Raw genomic sequence first — 17,381 nt, 5'->3', positions numbered from 1 at the left:
AATAACTTGAAAACTTGATTAGAAATTTTTTTGAAATGTCGGATTGAAAAGGAAAGCTTCAATCGCGTTATCAGTTCTGTATGAACAAGAAAAGTTTAAGCGTGGGATTGCCGGTAGCAGAGTATGCAAAACTGTGCAATAAAAAGGGCAGAATGGTTGTACTTTTGTAAGCTTGAAAAACTCATAAAGAATTTTAGGTTGTTAATAATAGAGAATATTCTATTCAGTGCAACATTTTTGTCAAATATTTTCTCGGTAATAAATCAGAAAGATAGTGATTTTTATGGGATCTAAGCATTATTAGAGATAACGTAAGTACTGAGAATAATTAGATAGAAATGTCATCATTTATTTTGACTATTTATTGATGTAGATTGTTGAGATTCTTGAGAAATTTCAGACTTTTTGATTAAAGCAGCAATCTCTTTTTTGACGATAAAATTCATAACAAATAATAGTATAAATATGAGAACAATTGCGCCGATCAATTTTATCCAAAACGGGCGTTTTTTCTCAATGTTTTCATTTGAAGTTGAATTCATTTGATTGGCCTTATTAATCGAGTGTCTTCACAGTTTCGATCGGTTTTGATGAAAGCGATGCTCCAAGAGATGCAACAATGATTGCGATGATGCCTGCAATTTGAATGGGAGATAGTACTTCGCTTAGGATGATAAATCCGAAAATAGCAGCTATGGCGGGCTCTAAGCTAGTAAGTGTACCAAAGGTCTTTGCTGGCATTCGTGTGAGTGCCATCATCTCTAGCGCATAGGGCATGGCAGATGTCAGTACTGCCACAGTGATGGCTAGAGGAAGATATTCTGGCGCAAAAATTCCAATACCACCGCTCGCAATTCCTATCGGGACATAAATAATGGCAGCAATCGCAGCACCAATCCCAACGGTTGCTGTACCATAGTAATTACCGGCTTTTTGCCCAAAGACAATATAGAGTGCCCAACAAATACCTGCACCTAGCGCATAGATCACACCTTTAATATTGAGATCGCTATCACCATCAAATGGAATTAAGGCGAGTAAGCCAACAACAACAAGTGAAATCCATACAAAATCAATTTTACGTCGAGAAGAGAAGAGAGCCACAGCTAAAGGACCGGTAAATTCTAATCCCACAGCAATCCCTAAAGGAATCGATTTGATTGCTTGATAGAAGAGGAAATTCATCGTTCCAAGCGCAATGCCATACAAAACTAGATAGCGACGATATCCCACTTGAAGTTTTCGTTTCCAAGGTTTAAAAATCATCAGCAAAATAATTGCACTAAAGCCAAGTCGATAGGCCGTTACTGCTTCAACTCCAACAATCGGAAATAGCTGTTTAGCAATCGTTGCCCCACCTTGAATCGAAATCATGGCAGTAAAAAGATAGACTAACGGAAGCAACATTCCACGCTGTGAGTGAACAATCATAGATATCTCAATTAAAATTTGGTTACGAATAGGGATAATTAATGAATTTTGTGCAGATTATATCATGAGCCGCTTATTAACAATAATCGACAATTTTATTGTTTCTTATGCTGGGGTTTAGGAAGAAGCGTTAAAGCCATCGCCCCAAATATTAAAATAATGCCAATCCACTGTTCAATGGAGGGTATAAACCCGGTGATAAAAATATCCATTAAAATTGCCACTAATGGATCTAAAAAAACCAAAAGCGCAATGACTTGTGTTGATAGATGGCGAATAGAATCAAAGAAGAGATAAAATACGATTCCGGTATGTACAAATCCTGTGATGAGGATATAGATCCAATTAGTCATTGTAAGATTCTCAAAATAATTAAATTCAACAAATGGGATCAGTAGTAGCGCGCCGAAAGCGACCTGAATAGTAGTAATTGCATAGGAGCTAGCATATTTAAAGCCTTTCCCCATGAGGGTTAAGAGTGCATAAAAAAGAGCTGAGAGTAGGCCAAAGATTAATCCATGAGAGAAAAACTCCTTTAGCGATGCAGTTCGATTAATTTCAGAGATTGCTAATGTCCCGATGAAACAACAAATAATGGCGATAACGGCAATGGTTGTTAGCCGTTCTTTATAGATGAAGGATCCTAAAATTAGCACCATAATTGGCGCAAGATGATAGATCGAAATAGCAATCGTTACACCGCTTTCTTCAATAGCTTTAAAGAAGTAGACCCAATTTAAAATGAGAAAAATAGCACAAATTAAAATATGAATGACTTCATTTTTATGCCATTTCTCCAGACGAAGTTGACCCGATTGCCACCAAAAAAATCCAAGAAAAAAAGCAGCACAAAGACAGCGAATAAAGACCAATTCAAGCGCAGGAACACCGCTTCGTTGCGAGAAAAAGCCAACAGATCCGAAGAGAATCATCGCGATGGCCATTTTAACTAGTGGTGCGCGTGGAGAGATGGTAAGCGTGCTACTTGAAGTCGATGTCATAATAAATGAATTTATTGTTATAAAGTTATAAATAGTGCAAACAAATAGATATAACGCGAACTTTAAGTTTTGACAATCTCTTATAAGCGTTTTCATGGTAAAATTCACAATATTCTTTAATTATCATATTTTTTAAGTGCACGGTCTCTCTTGAGGGAACTTATATGGAACATCGTTACGAAGATTTAATCGATATTTTTAACGCGACTTTTTTAGAGAGTGAGAATACGATGTTAGTTAAAGGAGATGATGAGCCAATTTATCTTCCAGCTGATGAAGAACATCAATATCATCGCATCATTTTTGCCCATGGTTTCTTTCAGAGTGGATTGCATGAAATTTCACACTGGTGTATTGCCGGACGTGAGCGTCGTCAATTAGTGGATTTTGGTTATTGGTATTGCCCCGATGGTCGAGATCAATTGACGCAAGCGAAATTTGAGGATCATGAAGTTCGACCTCAAGCCTTAGAATGGTTGTTATCGCAAGCATGTGGTCGTAAATTTTCTGTAAGCTGTGATAATCTTGCCGGTGATTTTGAACCTGATCGCTTACAATTTCAGCAACGTGTTCATCAAGAGCTGATTTCAATGCTACAAAATGGTATTCCTCCACGTGGCTTAAAGCTCATTGATAATCTTCAGAAGTTCTATCAAACGAAGCCTTTTTCGAAGGAAGATTTTCCTTACCCTGAAACTATTTGGGATATATAATTTATTTTTAATATTTGATTGAATTTTAAGTGAGTAATGATGGATGTCGAAGAGTAACGCTGGTTCTGAAAGAAAACGTTTGCTAATAATTTCTGATTCTCATGGTGATCGTGATGGGTTAATAGAGATTATTTATCACCATCGGCAAAATATTGACGGTGTTATTTTTCTCGGTGATGGTGCTGAAGAGGTAATTGAGGCAAGCTTTATATTTCCAGAAGTTCCATTTTATGCTGTAACGGGGAATAACGATTTTCCGATAGCAAATAGCAAAGTGAGTTTTCCACTTGAAAGAGTGATGGTTATTGGGAACGAAAAGATTTATCTGACGCATGGTCATATTGTGGATTATGATTCGGTAGCAACATCGGTAGTAAGAAGAGCAAAAGAGAATGATGCAAAGATAGCCTTTCATGGGCATCTACATATTCCACGCTCAGAGATCGTAGCTGGTGTTCATTTGATTAGTCCCGGCAGTATTCGTTATCCGCGCGGAGGTAGTGAGAAAACTTATGCGGTTTTATCGATCAATAATGGCAATAGAGAGGTGCATTTCTATCAGGCACAGACTCATCAGCTATTATCGGTTCCAATTGCTTGATTTGGATATCATCCATCGTGAATACATTACAAAAAACGGAATTAGGTTATATTTATTGAGAATTTTTTTCAAAATTCAAAAATTTGCAATGTGTCGATGAATAGTAGTTTATCAGAGAATGGTAAATAATCGCTCCTCATAAAGCTTACTCCGGTAGGGGATAAATGATATAGTAGCTACTCAAAATTTAAGTCGAGAATATCTCTCAAGTTTCATATAAAAAAGACCAGAATATTTTATTTCTCCTCTCTTTTCATAGAGATAGAAGAAATAAAATATAAATCTTTTTTAGTTTTAAAATAAATCGGAAGGGTGCTGAGAATGATCAATTACGTAGTAAAGAGCAGCGGCGAACGTGAAAAATTTGATGCCGAGAAACTCAATAAATGGGCAGAATTTGCAGCCCAATATGAAGTTGATTGGAGTGCGATTGCGCTTGAGGCTTATCGTAAATGTTACGATGGCTGTACTACGTTAGAACTCCATAAGGCGATGATTGATGCCTGCGTTGAGCGAGAAGATCATCAGCACTTAAAAATGGCTGGTCGCCTACTAATTGGTACGATTTACAAAGAAGCATTCGGTGGTTTTCGTCAAATTCCAACACTTCCAGAGTTTTATGATCACATGGTCAAGTTAAAACATTGGGAAGTAATGGATTACACTCGTGAAGAGCTTGATGAGCTTGAAGAAATTATCGATCATAATATCGATATTAACTATAACTATACGACGCTTCATCAGATGAAGGATCGTTATCTGATTAATAATCGTGTGAGTGGTTTTTGCTTAGAATCTCCGCAATTTATGTTTATGGGAATGGCGATGCAAAATATGCAAAACCAACCTCGTGAACGCCGGATGCAAGACATTGCAAAACTTTATAAATATCTCAATGAGTTAAAAATTAATACACCAACTCCAATGCTGATTAATATGCGTACACCTCATAAAGGCTATGCATCCTGCTGTGTTTATACGACCGGCGATAATGTGAAAAGCTTGGCTGTTGGGGATCATATTGCATATATGATGACTTGTGCATCTGCGGGAATTGGCTCACACCTTTTAACTCGTTCAAAAGGGGATCCCGTTAAAGAGGGGCGCGTTGTCCATCAAGGAAAACTACCGTATTACCGAATGATTCAATCTGCGGTACATGCGAACATGCAAGCATCTCGTGGTGGCTCTGCAACAGTTTACTTTAATGTTTTAGATCCAGAAATTTTCGATCTTCTTGTGCTCAAAAACCCAACAACTATCACGCAAAAACGTATTCGTGATATCGATTATGCAATGATTGTTAATCGTTATTTTGTTGAAAAAGTCGCTAAAAATGAAGATTGGATGCTTGTGAGTTTGCTCTATGCGCCTAAATTATATGAGCTTTTTTATCATGAAGATTATGAAGCATTTAAAGCAGAATATGAACGTGTTGCAGCAGATGACTCCATTAAGAAAACATTTGTAAAAGCCCGTGATATTGCAATTAAATCACTAACAGAAGCAGCAGAAACAGGACGAATCTATTTAACTTATATTGATGAGATGAATCGTCATACACCGTTTAAAGATACGATCTATTCATCAAATCTCTGCTTAGAGATTGCGCTTCCAACAAAACCCTACACCGGTATGATGGATCTCTATTCAAATGATCCAGTTGGTGAGATTGGTCTTTGTTCATTAGCGTCGATTGTTGTTGGGCGCGTCAGTGAAGAAGAGTATGCAGATGTTGCTTACTATTGTGCATTGATGATTGATAACGTGATCGAGATTATGGAATATCCATTTGCATCACTTGAAACAACGGCAAAAGCACGTCGTTCAATTGGTGTAGGGATTACAAATCTGGCCCATGAAATGGCACTGAAAAAATTGAGTTATGCTTCAAGAGAAGGGAAAAACTATATTCACTTTATCGCAGAGCGTCACTCATATTATTTACATCAAGCAAGCCTTCGATTAGCTAAAGAGAAGGGTAATGCTGATTGGATCGATCGCACTAAATATCCAGAAGGATGGTTACCGATCGACACATATAATAAAAATGTTGATACAGTTCATAACCAAGCGCTTGTTTACGATTGGGAAACATTGCGTAAAGAGATTATTGCTCAAGGTGGTATTCGCCACTCTGTGTTAGAAGCGATGATGCCGGTTGAATCAAGTTCACAATTGACCAACACAACAAATGGTCTCTATCCAATTCGTAACTTAAAAGTGATGAAAACGTCTGGAACAGGGAAAAATCTTCTTCTTGCGCCGGATATGGATGAGCTTGCACCGTATTATGATATTGCATGGAATTTAGATTCTAAAGATTTAATCGAGATGTATGCGATTATTCAGAAGTTTACTGGTCAAGCAATTAGTGCGGATCTCTATTTGAACCTCCAAAGTCAACAAACAATTTCGAGCAGACAACTACTCTCTGATTTTATCTATATGATGAAATTGGGTTGTAAAACGCGTTACTATTTAAATAGTGCATCTGGCATAGTTCACGAAGGATATGAGAAAGTGGAAGATCAAAGCTGTGCCGGCGGTGCTTGTACGCTCTAGGTTTTTTTGAATAATCAGTGGCGAGCAGTCACTCTCGTCATCCTTGAGGAGATATAAGAATGGAAGAAACATCAATTTTTAACCAAAACAATGATAATTGGCAAACAGGCCAGTATCCATTGTTTTTAGGTGAGCCTCTTGCACTTTATGATTCAATTAATACGCCTTATCCGCGTCTATTTGATCTTTATAAACTGCAAAAGTCTATGGACTGGACGGAAGATGAGGTTAATTTAGAGCAGTCACGAATGGATCTATTGAACTGCTCAAAAAATAACTATGACATTATGGTTAAGACGCTTGCGTTTCAATGGGAGCTTGACTCAGTTGCTTCACGCACGATTGCACCGCTCTTTGCACCATTTGTTAGTAACTCTGAGCTGTGGGTAATGTTATCGAAGCAATCGGAAATTGAAAATCTGCACGCATTAACGTATTCAGAAATCATTCGTCAATGTATCTCTGATCCTCAAGAAGTTTTTAAAGAGGTAATGCGCAATGATGAAGTGTTGAATCGTTCAACAACTGTTGTTGATTGCTTTGATGAGTTAGATCGTTATGGAGCACTCTATAAGCTTGGTAAAATTGATCGTAATTCTCGAGAGCTTAAATCAGTAGTTCTTCGTGGTTTTGTTGCGCTTTATTGTTTAGAAAAAATCGAGTTCATGAGCTCATTTGCATGTACTTTTGCACTTGCTGAGCAAAATATCTTCCAAGGTATTGCTAAACTTGTTCAAAAGATTGCGCAGGATGAACAAGTTCATGTGATGATGGATGAAGCTGTTTTAGAGATTCTTTTCAAAGACCCTGAATGGGCTGAGTTGCTTAATGAAAACAAAGATGCAATTTACGAAATTATCAAAACAGTTGTGGATCAGGAATTTGATTGGAATCGTTATCTTTTCAGTGAAGGTCGTTCAATCGTTGGTCTTAATCAAATGCTTTTAAATGAGTGGGTTCTGTGGAATGCGCAGGATCTTTATCAGTTTCTTGGTTTAGAGAATCCTCATAAACGTATCGCTAAAAATCCACTTTCGTGGATGGATAACTGGTTCGATTTGAATAAAACTCAAAATGCTAACCAAGAGATGGATAATACTAATTATCGTCTGAATAGTGTTACTGACGATGCGGAAGATGAAATCTTTGATATTTAGTTAATTACTTTGTTGTTAATATTTGTAATCCCGCTTTGGCGGGATTTTTTATTAATGAGTAAAGTATTTGATTGTTGAGATAAATTATTATACATTTATCAGCTTATTACTTTGAAAGTAAATGATCAATCATCTGGCGATTTCCTAATTGCGGCCCGTCTATCAGCTAAAAAGGATTCATGAATTATGACTACAAATAACTACAAGTTTTATCCGCTTAAAAACTCCCATTATCAAATACATTTCCAAACAGTTCCGGGTTCGGAATTTTTAGGTATTTGGCTGAAAGATGGTAAAAATGACTCTTTTTGTATTGGCAACTATTCGGTAGAGCAAAAAATTTGGTCAAATCGTGATGAAACGATCGCTTTGTCAGATGGACTAATTCAAGAGATATTAACATATGCAACGGGCTATGCTTTTAGCCGAAAAGAACGGTTCTCTTCGCCTAATATCTATACGAAGTAGTCTTTAAAAACGCATAAAATTTTAAAAGGTCTTTATGAAGACCTTTTTTGTTGTGCAAATTTTGAGAAATTTCCTGATGAAGAAGTGTGTAGGAGATCCTCGGTAGAAAAATAAGAATTGAAGGTGCTTAATGAGTAGGCAATTTTCTTAAATAAATTCACATTCAATTGCTATTTCCCCTATGATAGACGGGATGTTTTTATCTTAAAAAAGCTCATTGTTGAGCCGGAGGAATAAGAATAATGGAATACTACACAAATGAGTGGTCAATTGATAAAGCGCTTGCGTTATTTGAAAAGCCACTTTTTGAGTTACTGTTTGAGGCGCAAACAGTACATCGTCAAAATTTTGATCCAACGAAAGTACAAGTTAGTACACTACTTTCAATTAAAACAGGTAAATGTTCAGAAGACTGTAAGTATTGTGCGCAGAGTATACGTTACGACACAGGATTAGAACCAGAAAAACTACTAGAAGTTGAAAAAGTTATTCAAGAGGCAAAAGAAGCAAAAGAGACCGGTGCAAGTCGTTTTTGTATGGGAGCCGCATGGCGCAATCCCAAAGCTCGCGATATGCCGATGATTAAGATGATGATTGAAGGCGTTAAATCATTAGGGCTTGAAACCTGTATGACGTTGGGTCATCTTAATGCAGAGCAAGCTGAAGAACTGGCAGAAGCAGGACTTGATTATTACAACCATAATCTTGATACTTCTCCAGAGTTTTACGCAAGTGTGGTAACGACACATAATTACCAACATCGTCTTGATACGCTTGATTATGTGCGTGAAGCAGGAATCAAAGTCTGTTCGGGCGGGATTATCGGATTAGGCGAGTCAGTACGTGATCGAGCATCGCTTTTAGTACAGCTTGCAAATATGGGTACACCGCCGGAAAGTGTTCCGATTAATCGTTTAATTCCGATTAAAGGTACACCATTTGAAGGGAATGAGCAGGTTGATGATTTCGATTTTCTTCGAACAATAGCTGTTGCACGCATTATGATGCCAAAATCAATGGTTCGTCTTTCAGCAGGCCGTGAAACAATGAGTGAAGAACTGCAGGCGCTCTGTTTTATGGCGGGCGCAAATTCTATTTTTTATGGTGATAAATTACTAACAACGCCGAATGCGGATCAAATTACTGATAAAGAGTTATTTGATAAGCTTGATATTACAGCGACGCATGATCCGTATAAGCCGGGACATAATCCAAATAGTGCTAAGAACGATGATCAAGCTATATGTCCTGAAGAAGCGCAGGCATAATTATTCTTTGCCGTAAAAAGTGAGTATTAGTATAAGATAGCCTAATTATTTAGGCTATCTTTTATGCTTGTTACGATAACGAAAATCACAAAAGGGAGCACCATTCATAATTGTTTGAGTTCGTGTAAATTCAATATTCGGAGCATAACCTTCAATAAAAGCGCCATCTCGATTACATGAAAGTAAAAAACCGATCTCTTCCAACCCCATTTCTTTGTAGAGTTCTGCATAGCGGCAGCGCGTGATATTATAATTAAATTCGCCGGGCTCAGAAGGCAAGTTTTCAATATGCAATGCATCACCCTTTGTCCAATTGGGTTGAATTGCTTTTAGTGTCGAAAGTGTGGATTTTTCACCACTTTCCTTCGCGAAACGCTCACCACTTTTAATTGCATCTTCCCGAATAGCATCAGCTATGATCTTTTGTGCTTTTTCTTTACCAAATTCTGCTTTAATTCGCTCATAAATGGGTTTAATAATCGATGCTTCAATCTTACGCTGTTCTAAAATCCCTAATTTTTGCTGATTCACGGCGAATCTCCTAAATATTTAATGATATTAAATATATATGTAAAGTATGTTTTTAGCAACAGTAATTTTATAGAGATAGATTTTCGGTGGAAATTGTCTTCAAATGAAAGTTGGATTGAAACTTAATAGAAGTTGAGATTCAGGGGGGATTCTTTAAAAAGCAGAGAGTGATTCAAGCTCTTGAAGGGGGTAATTTCCCAAGATTTTTCTTTAGCAAGTTCTTCCAATAGCGCATGTTTTTCTAGGATAGGTTCGGGGATATAAAGGCAAGAACCTGTTCCGGTAATGTAAGGGTTAAAGCCAAATTGAGTTAATATTTCCATAACTTCTTTCATCTTAGGATAATGATGAAAGATAGCGGGCATACAGTCGTTAATTGCACGACTTTGATTAAAATATTGCTCTTTAAAACGCGGGTTATTTCGTATGAGGTGTGGGCTTTCAAAAACAACCTTGGTGCTAATATGTATTCCTGGGTTGATCAATAAAAATGATTCTTCAGGTAATTCGATGGGGCTGAGTTGTTCTCCAATGCCTTCTGCCCAAGCACTTTGCCCATAGATAAAGATTGGAACATCTGCGCCAAGCCGTTTACCAATTTTCATTAACTCTGCCTGAGTTAAATGAAGATCCCATAACTGATTCAGAACAACTAAAGTTGTTGCAGCATTAGAACTGCCACCGCCAATACCTGCACCCATGGGAAGATTTTTTATAAGGTCAATTGTGACACCTTTTTCACAATGACTCTCATTTTTGAGCGCGATAGCTGCTTTATAGATCAAATCTTCTTCTTTTGAAAAATTAGGGTTTTCGTAAAGGAGGGTAATGTCATCATTTTCATCTTCGCGAAATCCAATTTCATCAAAGAGGTTGGTGAATTGAAAAATAGTCTGCAAATAATGGTAACCATTTTTTTCACGATGAATAATTCGAAGCATTCGATTAATTTTTGCAGGAGAAGTGAAGTAGAGCATTATCGTATTATCCAATTATCAATTAAGAAGCGTAGGCGAATATCATTACCACGTGTTACTTCCATTTTTAAAGGTAATTGCATTCCATTTTTTTCAATCCATTCATTGTAAGTAATTGTCCATCCATCTTCAGTAAATGTTTTTGGTAATTCTGTTTTTTCATCATAAGTGATTTTTGTTGTGGCATGATTAGTACGCCCTTTAATCCATTGTTGAGTGCCTGAAACGGGCCAATTTATGCCGGTCAGTTCTGCAAATAGTCGATCTGCGCTTTTATCTTTAAAGGTTTGCTCATCAATGATAATAGATGTTTCATCATTATTTACTTCAATATCTACTCGGCCTTGGGCAAATGGACCTTGAATTATAATGTTGAGCGCCTCATTTTTAGCTTGTTCAATGGCAAAACTTACTTGGCCATTTTGGGCAGGATGTTTAATTGCTGTACGGCCATAAACTTTATAACTTTCGGCATCCTCTAAGGTCTCATAAATAGGGACTGTACATGCAGTTATTGAAAAAATAATTAAAGAAAAAGGGATAATTTTTACTCGTTTCATAGCATTTTTTAAAAAGTTTGATAGAATTGTTTTCGTTGTTTCAGGGCGACAAAATATGAAGTACATTTTACACTTTGAAACGCATTATAAACAGAAGTCTAAATGAGTAAAAAAAACTCAAAAATAAACTAGACAAAGATTTAAAAAAGTTTATAATAGTTGTTCTTCTGATGGGCTATAGCCAAGCGGTAAGGCAGCGGGTTTTGATCCCGCCATTCCCAGGTTCGAATCCTGGTAGCCCAGCCAAATTTTGAAAGGTATTGCACTGTAATTAAGTTGATTATGTCAAAGAAAAGATTACAAATAGATGCAATACCTTTTTTCTATTCTACTTTCCCAATTTATTTGATAGAGGATTCTTTGTAATGAGCAGCAAAGACCAGATGATGGTGTTTACCGGAAACGCCAATCCAGAGTTAGCTAAGAAAGTTGTTAAACATTTAGGATTAGAATTAGGCGATGCAACAGTTGGTCGCTTTTCAGATGGGGAAGTAATGATCTCCATAAATGAAAATGTTCGTGGTAAGGATGTATTCTTCATTCAACCAACATGTTTTCCAACGAATGATAACTTAATGGAACTCTTGGTCGCTTGTGATGCATTAAGAAGAGCTTCTGCTGGTCGTATTACAGCTGTAATTCCTTATTATGGGTACTCACGACAAGATCGCCGTCCACGTTCAGCACGTGTACCTATTTCGGCAAAAGTTGTGGCAAATATGATCACTAGCGTTGGTTGTGACCGCGTTTTAACAATTGATCTTCATGCTGACCAAATTCAAGGTTTCTTTGAAATACCTGTTGATAACATCTATGCATCATCGGTGATTCAAAAAGATATTCTCGCTCATGGAAATGAAAATATTACTGTCGTATCGCCGGATGTCGGTGGAGTTCTTCGTGCTCGTTCAGTCGCAAAGCAGATTCCTGGCGCTGATCTTGTTATTATTGATAAACGACGTCCTGCGCCAAATGTTGCTGAAGTAATGAATATTATTGGTGAAGTTGAAGGTCGTAACTGTATTATTGTGGATGATATTGTTGATACTGCTGGAACATTAGCATCTGCTGCAAAAGTCCTTAAAGCACGTGGTGCTAAAACGGTTCGTGCATATTGTACTCATCCTATTTTTTCTGGAAAAGCGATTGAAAATATCAATAATTCTGGAATGGATGAGATGATTGTAACAGATACAATTCCTTTACGTGAAGAAGCACAAGCATCTTCTAAAATTCGTGTTCTCTCGATTTCTGATATCATAGCAAATACTATTTTAAGAATTCACGAAGAAGAATCAGTAAGTACTCTGTTTACATACGAGTAATTTAAGATTCTTATTGAGTAAACGAAGAGGAGGTCATTGAATGACTCGTAAAGTGTTTTGCGTAAAATTACAGAAAGAAGCTGATGGGATGCCAAGACAAATGTATCCTGGTGAGTTGGGTAAACAAATTTTTGAAAATGTTTCAAATGAAGCATGGCAAGGTTGGCTGAAGGCTCAAACAATTCTTATTAATGAATATCGCATTAATCCTCTTGACCCTAAATCTCGAGAGTTTCTTGAAAAACAGATGCATGATTATTTCTTTGGAGCAGGTGCAGATTTGCCTGAAGAGTTTAAGCCCGAATAGTTTTTTTGAATTCTTTATTAAAAAACCTTGACCCTCTTATAAAAAGGGGTTAAGGTTTTTTTATGAACAGAAAAAACTACACACTATTACAACTACGACTTATTCTGCTGTAACCGCAAAGGTTGCAGCCTAAATCTGCGTTAGATTTTTTATTTCGTTTTAGTTGGTGTAGTTATGAATTTTCCTGCTTATGTTATCCATAAAATCCGTCTTCGTGTTTGGAGGTGGCATGTCATTGTGTATACTTATCGACTTAGAATTTCCTTATGAATCAAATAATAGAATTTATTTGCGCTCTAACAATAATTGCATGGCAAAAAAATTTCAGAATTTGTAATATCAGCAAAATTAATTATTGAGGAATAATAAAATGATCTCCAATCCAGAAGTTAAATATCAGCGATTTGAAGCACCTAACTATCAAAACAGAACATGGCCGAATAAAGAAATTACCACTGTTCCTCGGTGGTTAAGTTCAGACCTTCGAGATGGTAATCAATCATTGATTGAGCCCATGAGTGTTGAGAAAAAAATTCGCATGTTCGATCTATTGATTGAATGTGGATTTAAAGAGATAGAGGTTGGTTTTCCATCAGCCTCTGAAACAGAATTTAGTTTTGTGCGTAAATTGATTGAAGAGGATCGTATTCCAGATGATGTGACGATTCAAGTTTTAACGCAAGCACGGCAAGATTTGATTACGAAGACTTTTGAATCACTAAAGGGCGTGAAAAAAGCTATTATTCATTATTATAATGCAGTATCACCCACTTTCCGTCGTGTTGTTTTTAAAATGGAAAAGCCTGAAATTAAAGCATTAGCAGTGAAAGGTGGGGAAATGATTAAAGCTGAAGCAGCTAAATACCCAGATACAGAATGGTTTTTTGAGTATTCGCCAGAGATCTTTTCTGATGCTGAATTGCCATTTTCTTTGGAGGTATGTGAAGCGGTCTGCGAGGTGTTTAAGCCAACGCCAGAACATAAATTAATTTTAAATCTGCCGGCAACCGTAGAAGTTTCGACACCGAATGTCTATGCCGATCAGGTTGAATGGTTCTGTGATCACATTAGTTGTCGAGATTCCGTTGTGATCAGTGCGCACGTTCATAATGATCGTGGGTGTGCCGTTGCAGCGACAGAGTTAGCATTAATGGCTGGAGCTGATCGCGTCGAAGGTTGTTTATTTGGCCATGGAGAGCGTACAGGAAACGTCGATTTAGTTACTGTTGCACTGAATATGTATTCGCAAGGGCTCCATCCAGGTTTAGACTTTAGTAAGCTTAATACGGTAGTTCGTGAAGTTGAGTATTGTACTGAGATACCTGTTCATCCTCGCCATCCTTATGCCGGTGAGTTAGTGTTTACTGCTTTTTCTGGATCTCATCAAGATGCTATTCGTAAAGGTCTAGCGGATATGAAAGAAAATCCAACACAACATTGGAGAGTACCTTATTTACCAATTGATCCTTTTGACTTAGGACGTTCATACGAAGCGGTTATTCGAGTCAATAGTCAGTCGGGCAAAGGAGGAGTTGCATATCTTTTAGAAGAAGATCATGGTATTGAGTTACCGCGTCGTTTACAGATTGAGTTTAGTAAGGTTGCTCAATTATTTGCCGATAAAGAGGGAGTTGAGTTAACTTCTGAGAGACTCTATTCAATATTTGATAAGGAGTATTTCAAGACGCCAACCTCGATTGAAATTCTTCCACCGATCGATATTGAAGAAGATGCTGATGGCAATACACATATGAAAGTGAAATTAAAAACTCCACAAGGCGAAAAACAGCTTGATGCAAAAGGGAATGGTCCAATTGCAGCATTTGTGAATGGTATTAATAGTGCATTTGGTTGGAATGTGGATGTGGTTGATTATAATGAACATGCTAGAAGTAAAGGTTCTTCTGCTGAGGCTGTGTCGTACGTTGAATTGCAAGTGGATAATCGTACCTTATTTGGTGCGGCAACGCATGCGAATACATCACGTTCATCCTTAAAGGCGGTAGTATCAGCAGTGAATAGAGCGATGGAGAAAGGTTGGATTGCCTTCTAAAATCAAAGCATGAGGATATAAGTTATTTTTGGAAGCGTATTGTTTTGATACGCTTTTTTATTATGCGTGATTTAAATATTACAGATGGTATTTCAGCGATTTATTCAGCAGTAAAGTCCATAAAGTGATAGAATTTCCCTTATTAAAAATAATGTAAGCAAGTTCTTGGAGAAGAACTTGCTGTGAATATTTTATCGAAATTAAGAAGAGGCGTTATATGACTTACCTATTTACCTCTGAGTCTGTTTCAGAAGGGCATCCAGATAAAGTTGCAGACCAGATCTCTGATGCGGTTCTTGATGCAATTATTAAACAGGATAAAAATGCACGAGTTGCTTGCGAGACACTTGTTAAAACGGGAGTTGCAATCGTTGCCGGAGAAGTGAGTACGAATGCATGGGTTGATTTAGAGGACCTCGTACGTAATGTGATTACTGACATTGGGTATGACTCTTCCAAGGTTGGTTTTGATGGAAAAACTTGCGGCGTTTTAAACATTATTGGCAAGCAAAGTAGTGAAATTGCTCAAGGGGTCGATCGTCAGTTACCTGAGGATCAAGGCGCCGGGGATCAAGGATTAATGTTTGGTTATGCATCGAATGAAACTGATGTGTTGATGCCCGCACCGATTACGTTTGCACATCGTTTGATGGAGTGCCAATCAGAAGCGCGTAAAAGCCGTCAATTGGCATGGCTTCGACCGGATGCTAAAAGTCAAGTAACCTTTGCATATAATAGCGATGGCTCAGTTTCACATGTGGATGCTGTGGTACTTTCTACACAACACGATGAAGATGTGAAGGCGAAAGATTTAGAAGAAGCAGTAATGGAGTTGATCATTAAAAAAACTCTACCAGCGAAGTGGTTAACCGCAGATACCCAATATCATATCAACCCAACGGGAAGTTTTATCATTGGTGGGCCAGTAGGCGATTGTGGTTTAACAGGCCGTAAAATTATTGTTGATACTTATGGTGGTATGGCGAGACATGGTGGTGGCGCTTTTTCTGGTAAAGACCCCTCAAAAGTCGATCGTTCAGCGGCTTATGCAGGGCGTTATGTGGCAAAAAATATCGTTGCTGCTGGATTGGCAGATAAATGTGAAATTCAAGTCTCATATGCAATTGGTGTTGCAGAGCCGACATCGATTTCAATCACAACATTCGGTACGAATAAAGTGCCAGAATCTATGATTGAAGAGTTAGTTCGTAAGCATTTTGATCTTCGACCTTACGGAATTGTAACGATGCTTGATCTTTTGCACCCAATTTATCTACCAACTGCTAGTTATGGGCATTTTGGTCGTCGCCCTTATGAAATAGAGTATCAAGATCAAAATGGTAATAATGTAAAAGCGACAGCATTTAGTTGGGAAAAAACTGATAAAGCCGATATTTTAAGAGCAGAAGCAGGTTTGAAATAGTCTTTAGATAGTTTTAATTACCGATTCTCGTTTAAATTATACGCAAATAATTCGAGGTTGAATCGGCAATTATTCTTGACATTAGAGCGGAAAAAGCTAGAATAATCCGTTGTCTTAGTATGAATTTGATACTTGTTTAAATCAAAGAGTTAAACAAGTGTTATCACTTATATCAATAAAGGAATTAGGGATGAAACGTACCTTTCAACCAAGTTTAATTAAAAGAAAACGTAATCATGGATTCCGTGCACGTATGGCAACAAAAAACGGTCGTAAAGTAATCAACCGTCGCCGTGCTCGTGGACGTGCGCGTTTATCAGCATAAAATAAAGAGTCTATTTTAAGATTCGAGGCGCCTTGTTATTTGCATAATAGGCGCCTTTTGTTTTATTGATGTGTCAGAGAATGATCATAATGAATCAATTTCGTTTCCAAAGAGATCAGCGGTTACTTACAGCATTACAGTATCGAGATGTATTTGATAAAAATTCGGTCTTTAAAGATCGTGATTTTTTGATTTTAGTACGGAAACGGTTAGTATCGAATGATCATACTGCAGTAGAATTAAAAACAGCACGTTTAGGATTGGCTGTTTCTAAGAAGAATTTTAAACGAGCCGTTGATCGAAATTTGATAAAGCGTATTATTCGCGAGTCTTTTCGTTTAAATCAAAGTGCCTTAAAAGGCCTTGATATTGTGGTAATGAGTCGAGGAACAACTCGGGTGTCTGATAAAAAAGCACTTGCGAGTTCATTAGCTCGACATTGGGAAAAAATTATTACATTATGCGCACAATCTTAATTTGGCTTATTAAAGGCTATAAACTTTTTTTAAGCCCATTAGTAGGTAATCAGTGTCGTTTTGAACCGACATGTTCTACTTATGCAATGGAAGCTATTACGCGTTACGGCGCGATAAAGGGTAGTTGGTTGACAATTAAACGTCTTGTACGTTGTCAGCCATTATGTAAAGGAGGGGAAGATCCTGTTCCTTAGGGGTTT

The 17,381-nt window shown here is 37.4% G+C and carries 19 protein-coding genes and 1 tRNA gene; 14 read left to right on the top strand and 6 right to left on the bottom strand.

Annotated elements, in window-relative coordinates; all coding sequences use genetic code 11:
* Positions 1-344: 344 nt before the first annotated feature.
* From ACPF7B_RS03900 to ACPF7B_RS03890, 3 genes are all read right to left on the bottom strand, one after another.
* The gene (locus ACPF7B_RS03900) at positions 345-542 is read right to left on the bottom strand and encodes a hypothetical protein (RefSeq protein WP_490506326.1); all 198 of its coding nucleotides are present in this window, start codon (positions 540-542) and stop codon (positions 345-347) included.
* Positions 543-555: 13 nt separating this feature from the next.
* A complete protein-coding gene (rhtA, locus tag ACPF7B_RS03895) occupies positions 556-1,431 on the bottom strand; it encodes a threonine/homoserine exporter RhtA (RefSeq protein ID WP_490506325.1) in 876 nt (291 codons plus the stop codon).
* A gap of 95 nt (positions 1,432-1,526) precedes the next feature.
* A complete protein-coding gene (locus ACPF7B_RS03890; RefSeq protein WP_490506324.1) occupies positions 1,527-2,432 on the bottom strand; it encodes a DMT family transporter in 906 nt (301 codons plus the stop codon).
* 164 nt (positions 2,433-2,596) lie between these two features.
* On the opposite strand from ACPF7B_RS03890, the gene ACPF7B_RS03885 reads away from it, so the two are divergent.
* The 6 genes from ACPF7B_RS03885 (at position 2,597) to bioB (ending at position 9,204) form a co-directional block, all read left to right on the top strand.
* Positions 2,597-3,145, top strand: coding sequence for an elongation factor P hydroxylase (locus ACPF7B_RS03885; RefSeq protein ID WP_490506323.1), 549 nt, complete (start codon positions 2,597-2,599; stop codon positions 3,143-3,145).
* 43 nt (positions 3,146-3,188) lie between these two features.
* A complete protein-coding gene (locus ACPF7B_RS03880; RefSeq protein WP_490506322.1) occupies positions 3,189-3,746 on the top strand; it encodes a metallophosphoesterase family protein in 558 nt (185 codons plus the stop codon).
* A 321-nt stretch (positions 3,747-4,067) separates the two neighbouring features.
* The gene (locus ACPF7B_RS03875; RefSeq protein ID WP_490506321.1) at positions 4,068-6,311 is read left to right on the top strand and encodes a ribonucleoside-diphosphate reductase subunit alpha; all 2,244 of its coding nucleotides are present in this window, start codon (positions 4,068-4,070) and stop codon (positions 6,309-6,311) included.
* Between the two features lie 59 nt (positions 6,312-6,370).
* Complete coding sequence (locus tag ACPF7B_RS03870) at positions 6,371-7,468, top strand: ribonucleotide-diphosphate reductase subunit beta (RefSeq protein ID WP_490506320.1); 1,098 nt, start codon at positions 6,371-6,373, stop codon at positions 7,466-7,468.
* A 186-nt stretch (positions 7,469-7,654) separates the two neighbouring features.
* On the top strand, positions 7,655-7,936 hold the full coding sequence (locus ACPF7B_RS03865) for a hypothetical protein (RefSeq protein WP_490506319.1): 282 nt from the start codon (positions 7,655-7,657) through the stop codon (positions 7,934-7,936).
* A 242-nt stretch (positions 7,937-8,178) separates the two neighbouring features.
* Positions 8,179-9,204, top strand: coding sequence for a biotin synthase BioB (bioB, locus tag ACPF7B_RS03860; protein WP_490506318.1), 1,026 nt, complete (start codon positions 8,179-8,181; stop codon positions 9,202-9,204).
* Positions 9,205-9,258: 54 nt separating this feature from the next.
* Here the strand turns inward: bioB and ACPF7B_RS03855 are convergent, their stop codons facing one another.
* The 3 genes from ACPF7B_RS03855 to lolB all read right to left on the bottom strand — a co-directional run bounded on the left by ACPF7B_RS03855 (position 9,259) and on the right by lolB (position 11,272).
* Positions 9,259-9,735 carry an L-2-amino-thiazoline-4-carboxylic acid hydrolase gene (locus ACPF7B_RS03855; RefSeq protein WP_490506317.1) on the bottom strand — a complete coding sequence of 159 codons (477 nt, stop codon included), beginning with the start codon at positions 9,733-9,735 and terminating at the stop codon, positions 9,259-9,261.
* 122 nt (positions 9,736-9,857) lie between these two features.
* Positions 9,858-10,712, bottom strand: coding sequence for a 4-(cytidine 5'-diphospho)-2-C-methyl-D-erythritol kinase (ispE, locus tag ACPF7B_RS03850; protein WP_490506316.1), 855 nt, complete (start codon positions 10,710-10,712; stop codon positions 9,858-9,860).
* Positions 10,712-11,272 (bottom strand): lipoprotein insertase outer membrane protein LolB, encoded by a 561-nt coding sequence (gene lolB / locus ACPF7B_RS03845; protein ID WP_490506315.1) that lies wholly within the window; start codon positions 11,270-11,272, stop codon positions 10,712-10,714. The genes ispE and lolB overlap by 1 nt, the downstream gene beginning before the upstream one ends.
* Positions 11,273-11,443: 171 nt before the next feature.
* Here lolB and ACPF7B_RS03840 point away from each other — a divergent pair.
* The 8 genes from ACPF7B_RS03840 (at position 11,444) to yidD (ending at position 17,375) form a co-directional block, all read left to right on the top strand.
* Positions 11,444-11,518 (top strand) — tRNA-Gln (locus ACPF7B_RS03840).
* Between the two features lie 119 nt (positions 11,519-11,637).
* The gene (locus ACPF7B_RS03835) at positions 11,638-12,597 is read left to right on the top strand and encodes a ribose-phosphate pyrophosphokinase (RefSeq protein WP_490506314.1); all 960 of its coding nucleotides are present in this window, start codon (positions 11,638-11,640) and stop codon (positions 12,595-12,597) included.
* A 40-nt stretch (positions 12,598-12,637) separates the two neighbouring features.
* Positions 12,638-12,904 carry an oxidative damage protection protein gene (locus tag ACPF7B_RS03830; RefSeq protein ID WP_490506313.1) on the top strand — a complete coding sequence of 89 codons (267 nt, stop codon included), beginning with the start codon at positions 12,638-12,640 and terminating at the stop codon, positions 12,902-12,904.
* A gap of 370 nt (positions 12,905-13,274) precedes the next feature.
* Positions 13,275-14,957, top strand: coding sequence for a 2-isopropylmalate synthase (leuA, locus tag ACPF7B_RS03825; RefSeq protein WP_490506312.1), 1,683 nt, complete (start codon positions 13,275-13,277; stop codon positions 14,955-14,957).
* 217 nt (positions 14,958-15,174) lie between these two features.
* Positions 15,175-16,380, top strand: a complete 1,206-nt coding sequence (gene metK / locus ACPF7B_RS03820; protein WP_490506311.1) for a methionine adenosyltransferase — start codon at positions 15,175-15,177, stop codon at positions 16,378-16,380.
* A 190-nt stretch (positions 16,381-16,570) separates the two neighbouring features.
* Positions 16,571-16,705 (top strand): 50S ribosomal protein L34, encoded by a 135-nt coding sequence (rpmH, locus tag ACPF7B_RS03815; protein WP_026878661.1) that lies wholly within the window; start codon positions 16,571-16,573, stop codon positions 16,703-16,705.
* Positions 16,706-16,794: 89 nt separating this feature from the next.
* A complete protein-coding gene (gene rnpA / locus ACPF7B_RS03810; protein WP_490506310.1) occupies positions 16,795-17,181 on the top strand; it encodes a ribonuclease P protein component in 387 nt (128 codons plus the stop codon).
* On the top strand, positions 17,166-17,375 hold the full coding sequence (gene yidD / locus ACPF7B_RS03805; protein WP_490506309.1) for a membrane protein insertion efficiency factor YidD: 210 nt from the start codon (positions 17,166-17,168) through the stop codon (positions 17,373-17,375). The genes rnpA and yidD overlap by 16 nt, the downstream gene beginning before the upstream one ends.
* The last annotated feature ends 6 nt before the right edge of the window (positions 17,376-17,381 follow it).

This window comes from Ignatzschineria sp. 22MB058224 (genome assembly GCF_058188435.1).
The sequence above is the reverse complement of the archived record's forward strand: the minus strand, read 5'-3'. Positions and strand labels throughout refer to the sequence as shown.

What these genes read in the sequence shown, in the direction of transcription:
- yidD (WP_490506309.1), top strand. Translation starts at nt 17,166, where the DNA reads ATGCGCACAATCTTAATTTGGCTTATTAAAGGCTATAAACTTTTTTTA.
- bioB (WP_490506318.1), top strand. Translation starts at nt 8,179, where the DNA reads ATGGAATACTACACAAATGAGTGGTCAATTGATAAAGCGCTTGCGTTA.
- ACPF7B_RS03830 (WP_490506313.1), top strand. Translation starts at nt 12,638, where the DNA reads ATGACTCGTAAAGTGTTTTGCGTAAAATTACAGAAAGAAGCTGATGGG.
- leuA (WP_490506312.1), top strand. Translation starts at nt 13,275, where the DNA reads ATGATCTCCAATCCAGAAGTTAAATATCAGCGATTTGAAGCACCTAAC.
- metK (WP_490506311.1), top strand. Translation starts at nt 15,175, where the DNA reads ATGACTTACCTATTTACCTCTGAGTCTGTTTCAGAAGGGCATCCAGAT.
- ACPF7B_RS03880 (WP_490506322.1), top strand. Translation starts at nt 3,189, where the DNA reads ATGTCGAAGAGTAACGCTGGTTCTGAAAGAAAACGTTTGCTAATAATT.
- ACPF7B_RS03890 (WP_490506324.1), bottom strand. Translation starts at nt 2,432, where the DNA reads ATGACATCGACTTCAAGTAGCACGCTTACCATCTCTCCACGCGCACCA.
- ispE (WP_490506316.1), bottom strand. Translation starts at nt 10,712, where the DNA reads ATGCTCTACTTCACTTCTCCTGCAAAAATTAATCGAATGCTTCGAATT.
- rhtA (WP_490506325.1), bottom strand. Translation starts at nt 1,431, where the DNA reads ATGATTGTTCACTCACAGCGTGGAATGTTGCTTCCGTTAGTCTATCTT.
- ACPF7B_RS03875 (WP_490506321.1), top strand. Translation starts at nt 4,068, where the DNA reads ATGATCAATTACGTAGTAAAGAGCAGCGGCGAACGTGAAAAATTTGAT.
- rpmH (WP_026878661.1), top strand. Translation starts at nt 16,571, where the DNA reads ATGAAACGTACCTTTCAACCAAGTTTAATTAAAAGAAAACGTAATCAT.
- ACPF7B_RS03865 (WP_490506319.1), top strand. Translation starts at nt 7,655, where the DNA reads ATGACTACAAATAACTACAAGTTTTATCCGCTTAAAAACTCCCATTAT.
- rnpA (WP_490506310.1), top strand. Translation starts at nt 16,795, where the DNA reads ATGAATCAATTTCGTTTCCAAAGAGATCAGCGGTTACTTACAGCATTA.
- ACPF7B_RS03900 (WP_490506326.1), bottom strand. Translation starts at nt 542, where the DNA reads ATGAATTCAACTTCAAATGAAAACATTGAGAAAAAACGCCCGTTTTGG.
- ACPF7B_RS03885 (WP_490506323.1), top strand. Translation starts at nt 2,597, where the DNA reads ATGGAACATCGTTACGAAGATTTAATCGATATTTTTAACGCGACTTTT.
- lolB (WP_490506315.1), bottom strand. Translation starts at nt 11,272, where the DNA reads ATGAAACGAGTAAAAATTATCCCTTTTTCTTTAATTATTTTTTCAATA.
- ACPF7B_RS03870 (WP_490506320.1), top strand. Translation starts at nt 6,371, where the DNA reads ATGGAAGAAACATCAATTTTTAACCAAAACAATGATAATTGGCAAACA.
- ACPF7B_RS03835 (WP_490506314.1), top strand. Translation starts at nt 11,638, where the DNA reads ATGAGCAGCAAAGACCAGATGATGGTGTTTACCGGAAACGCCAATCCA.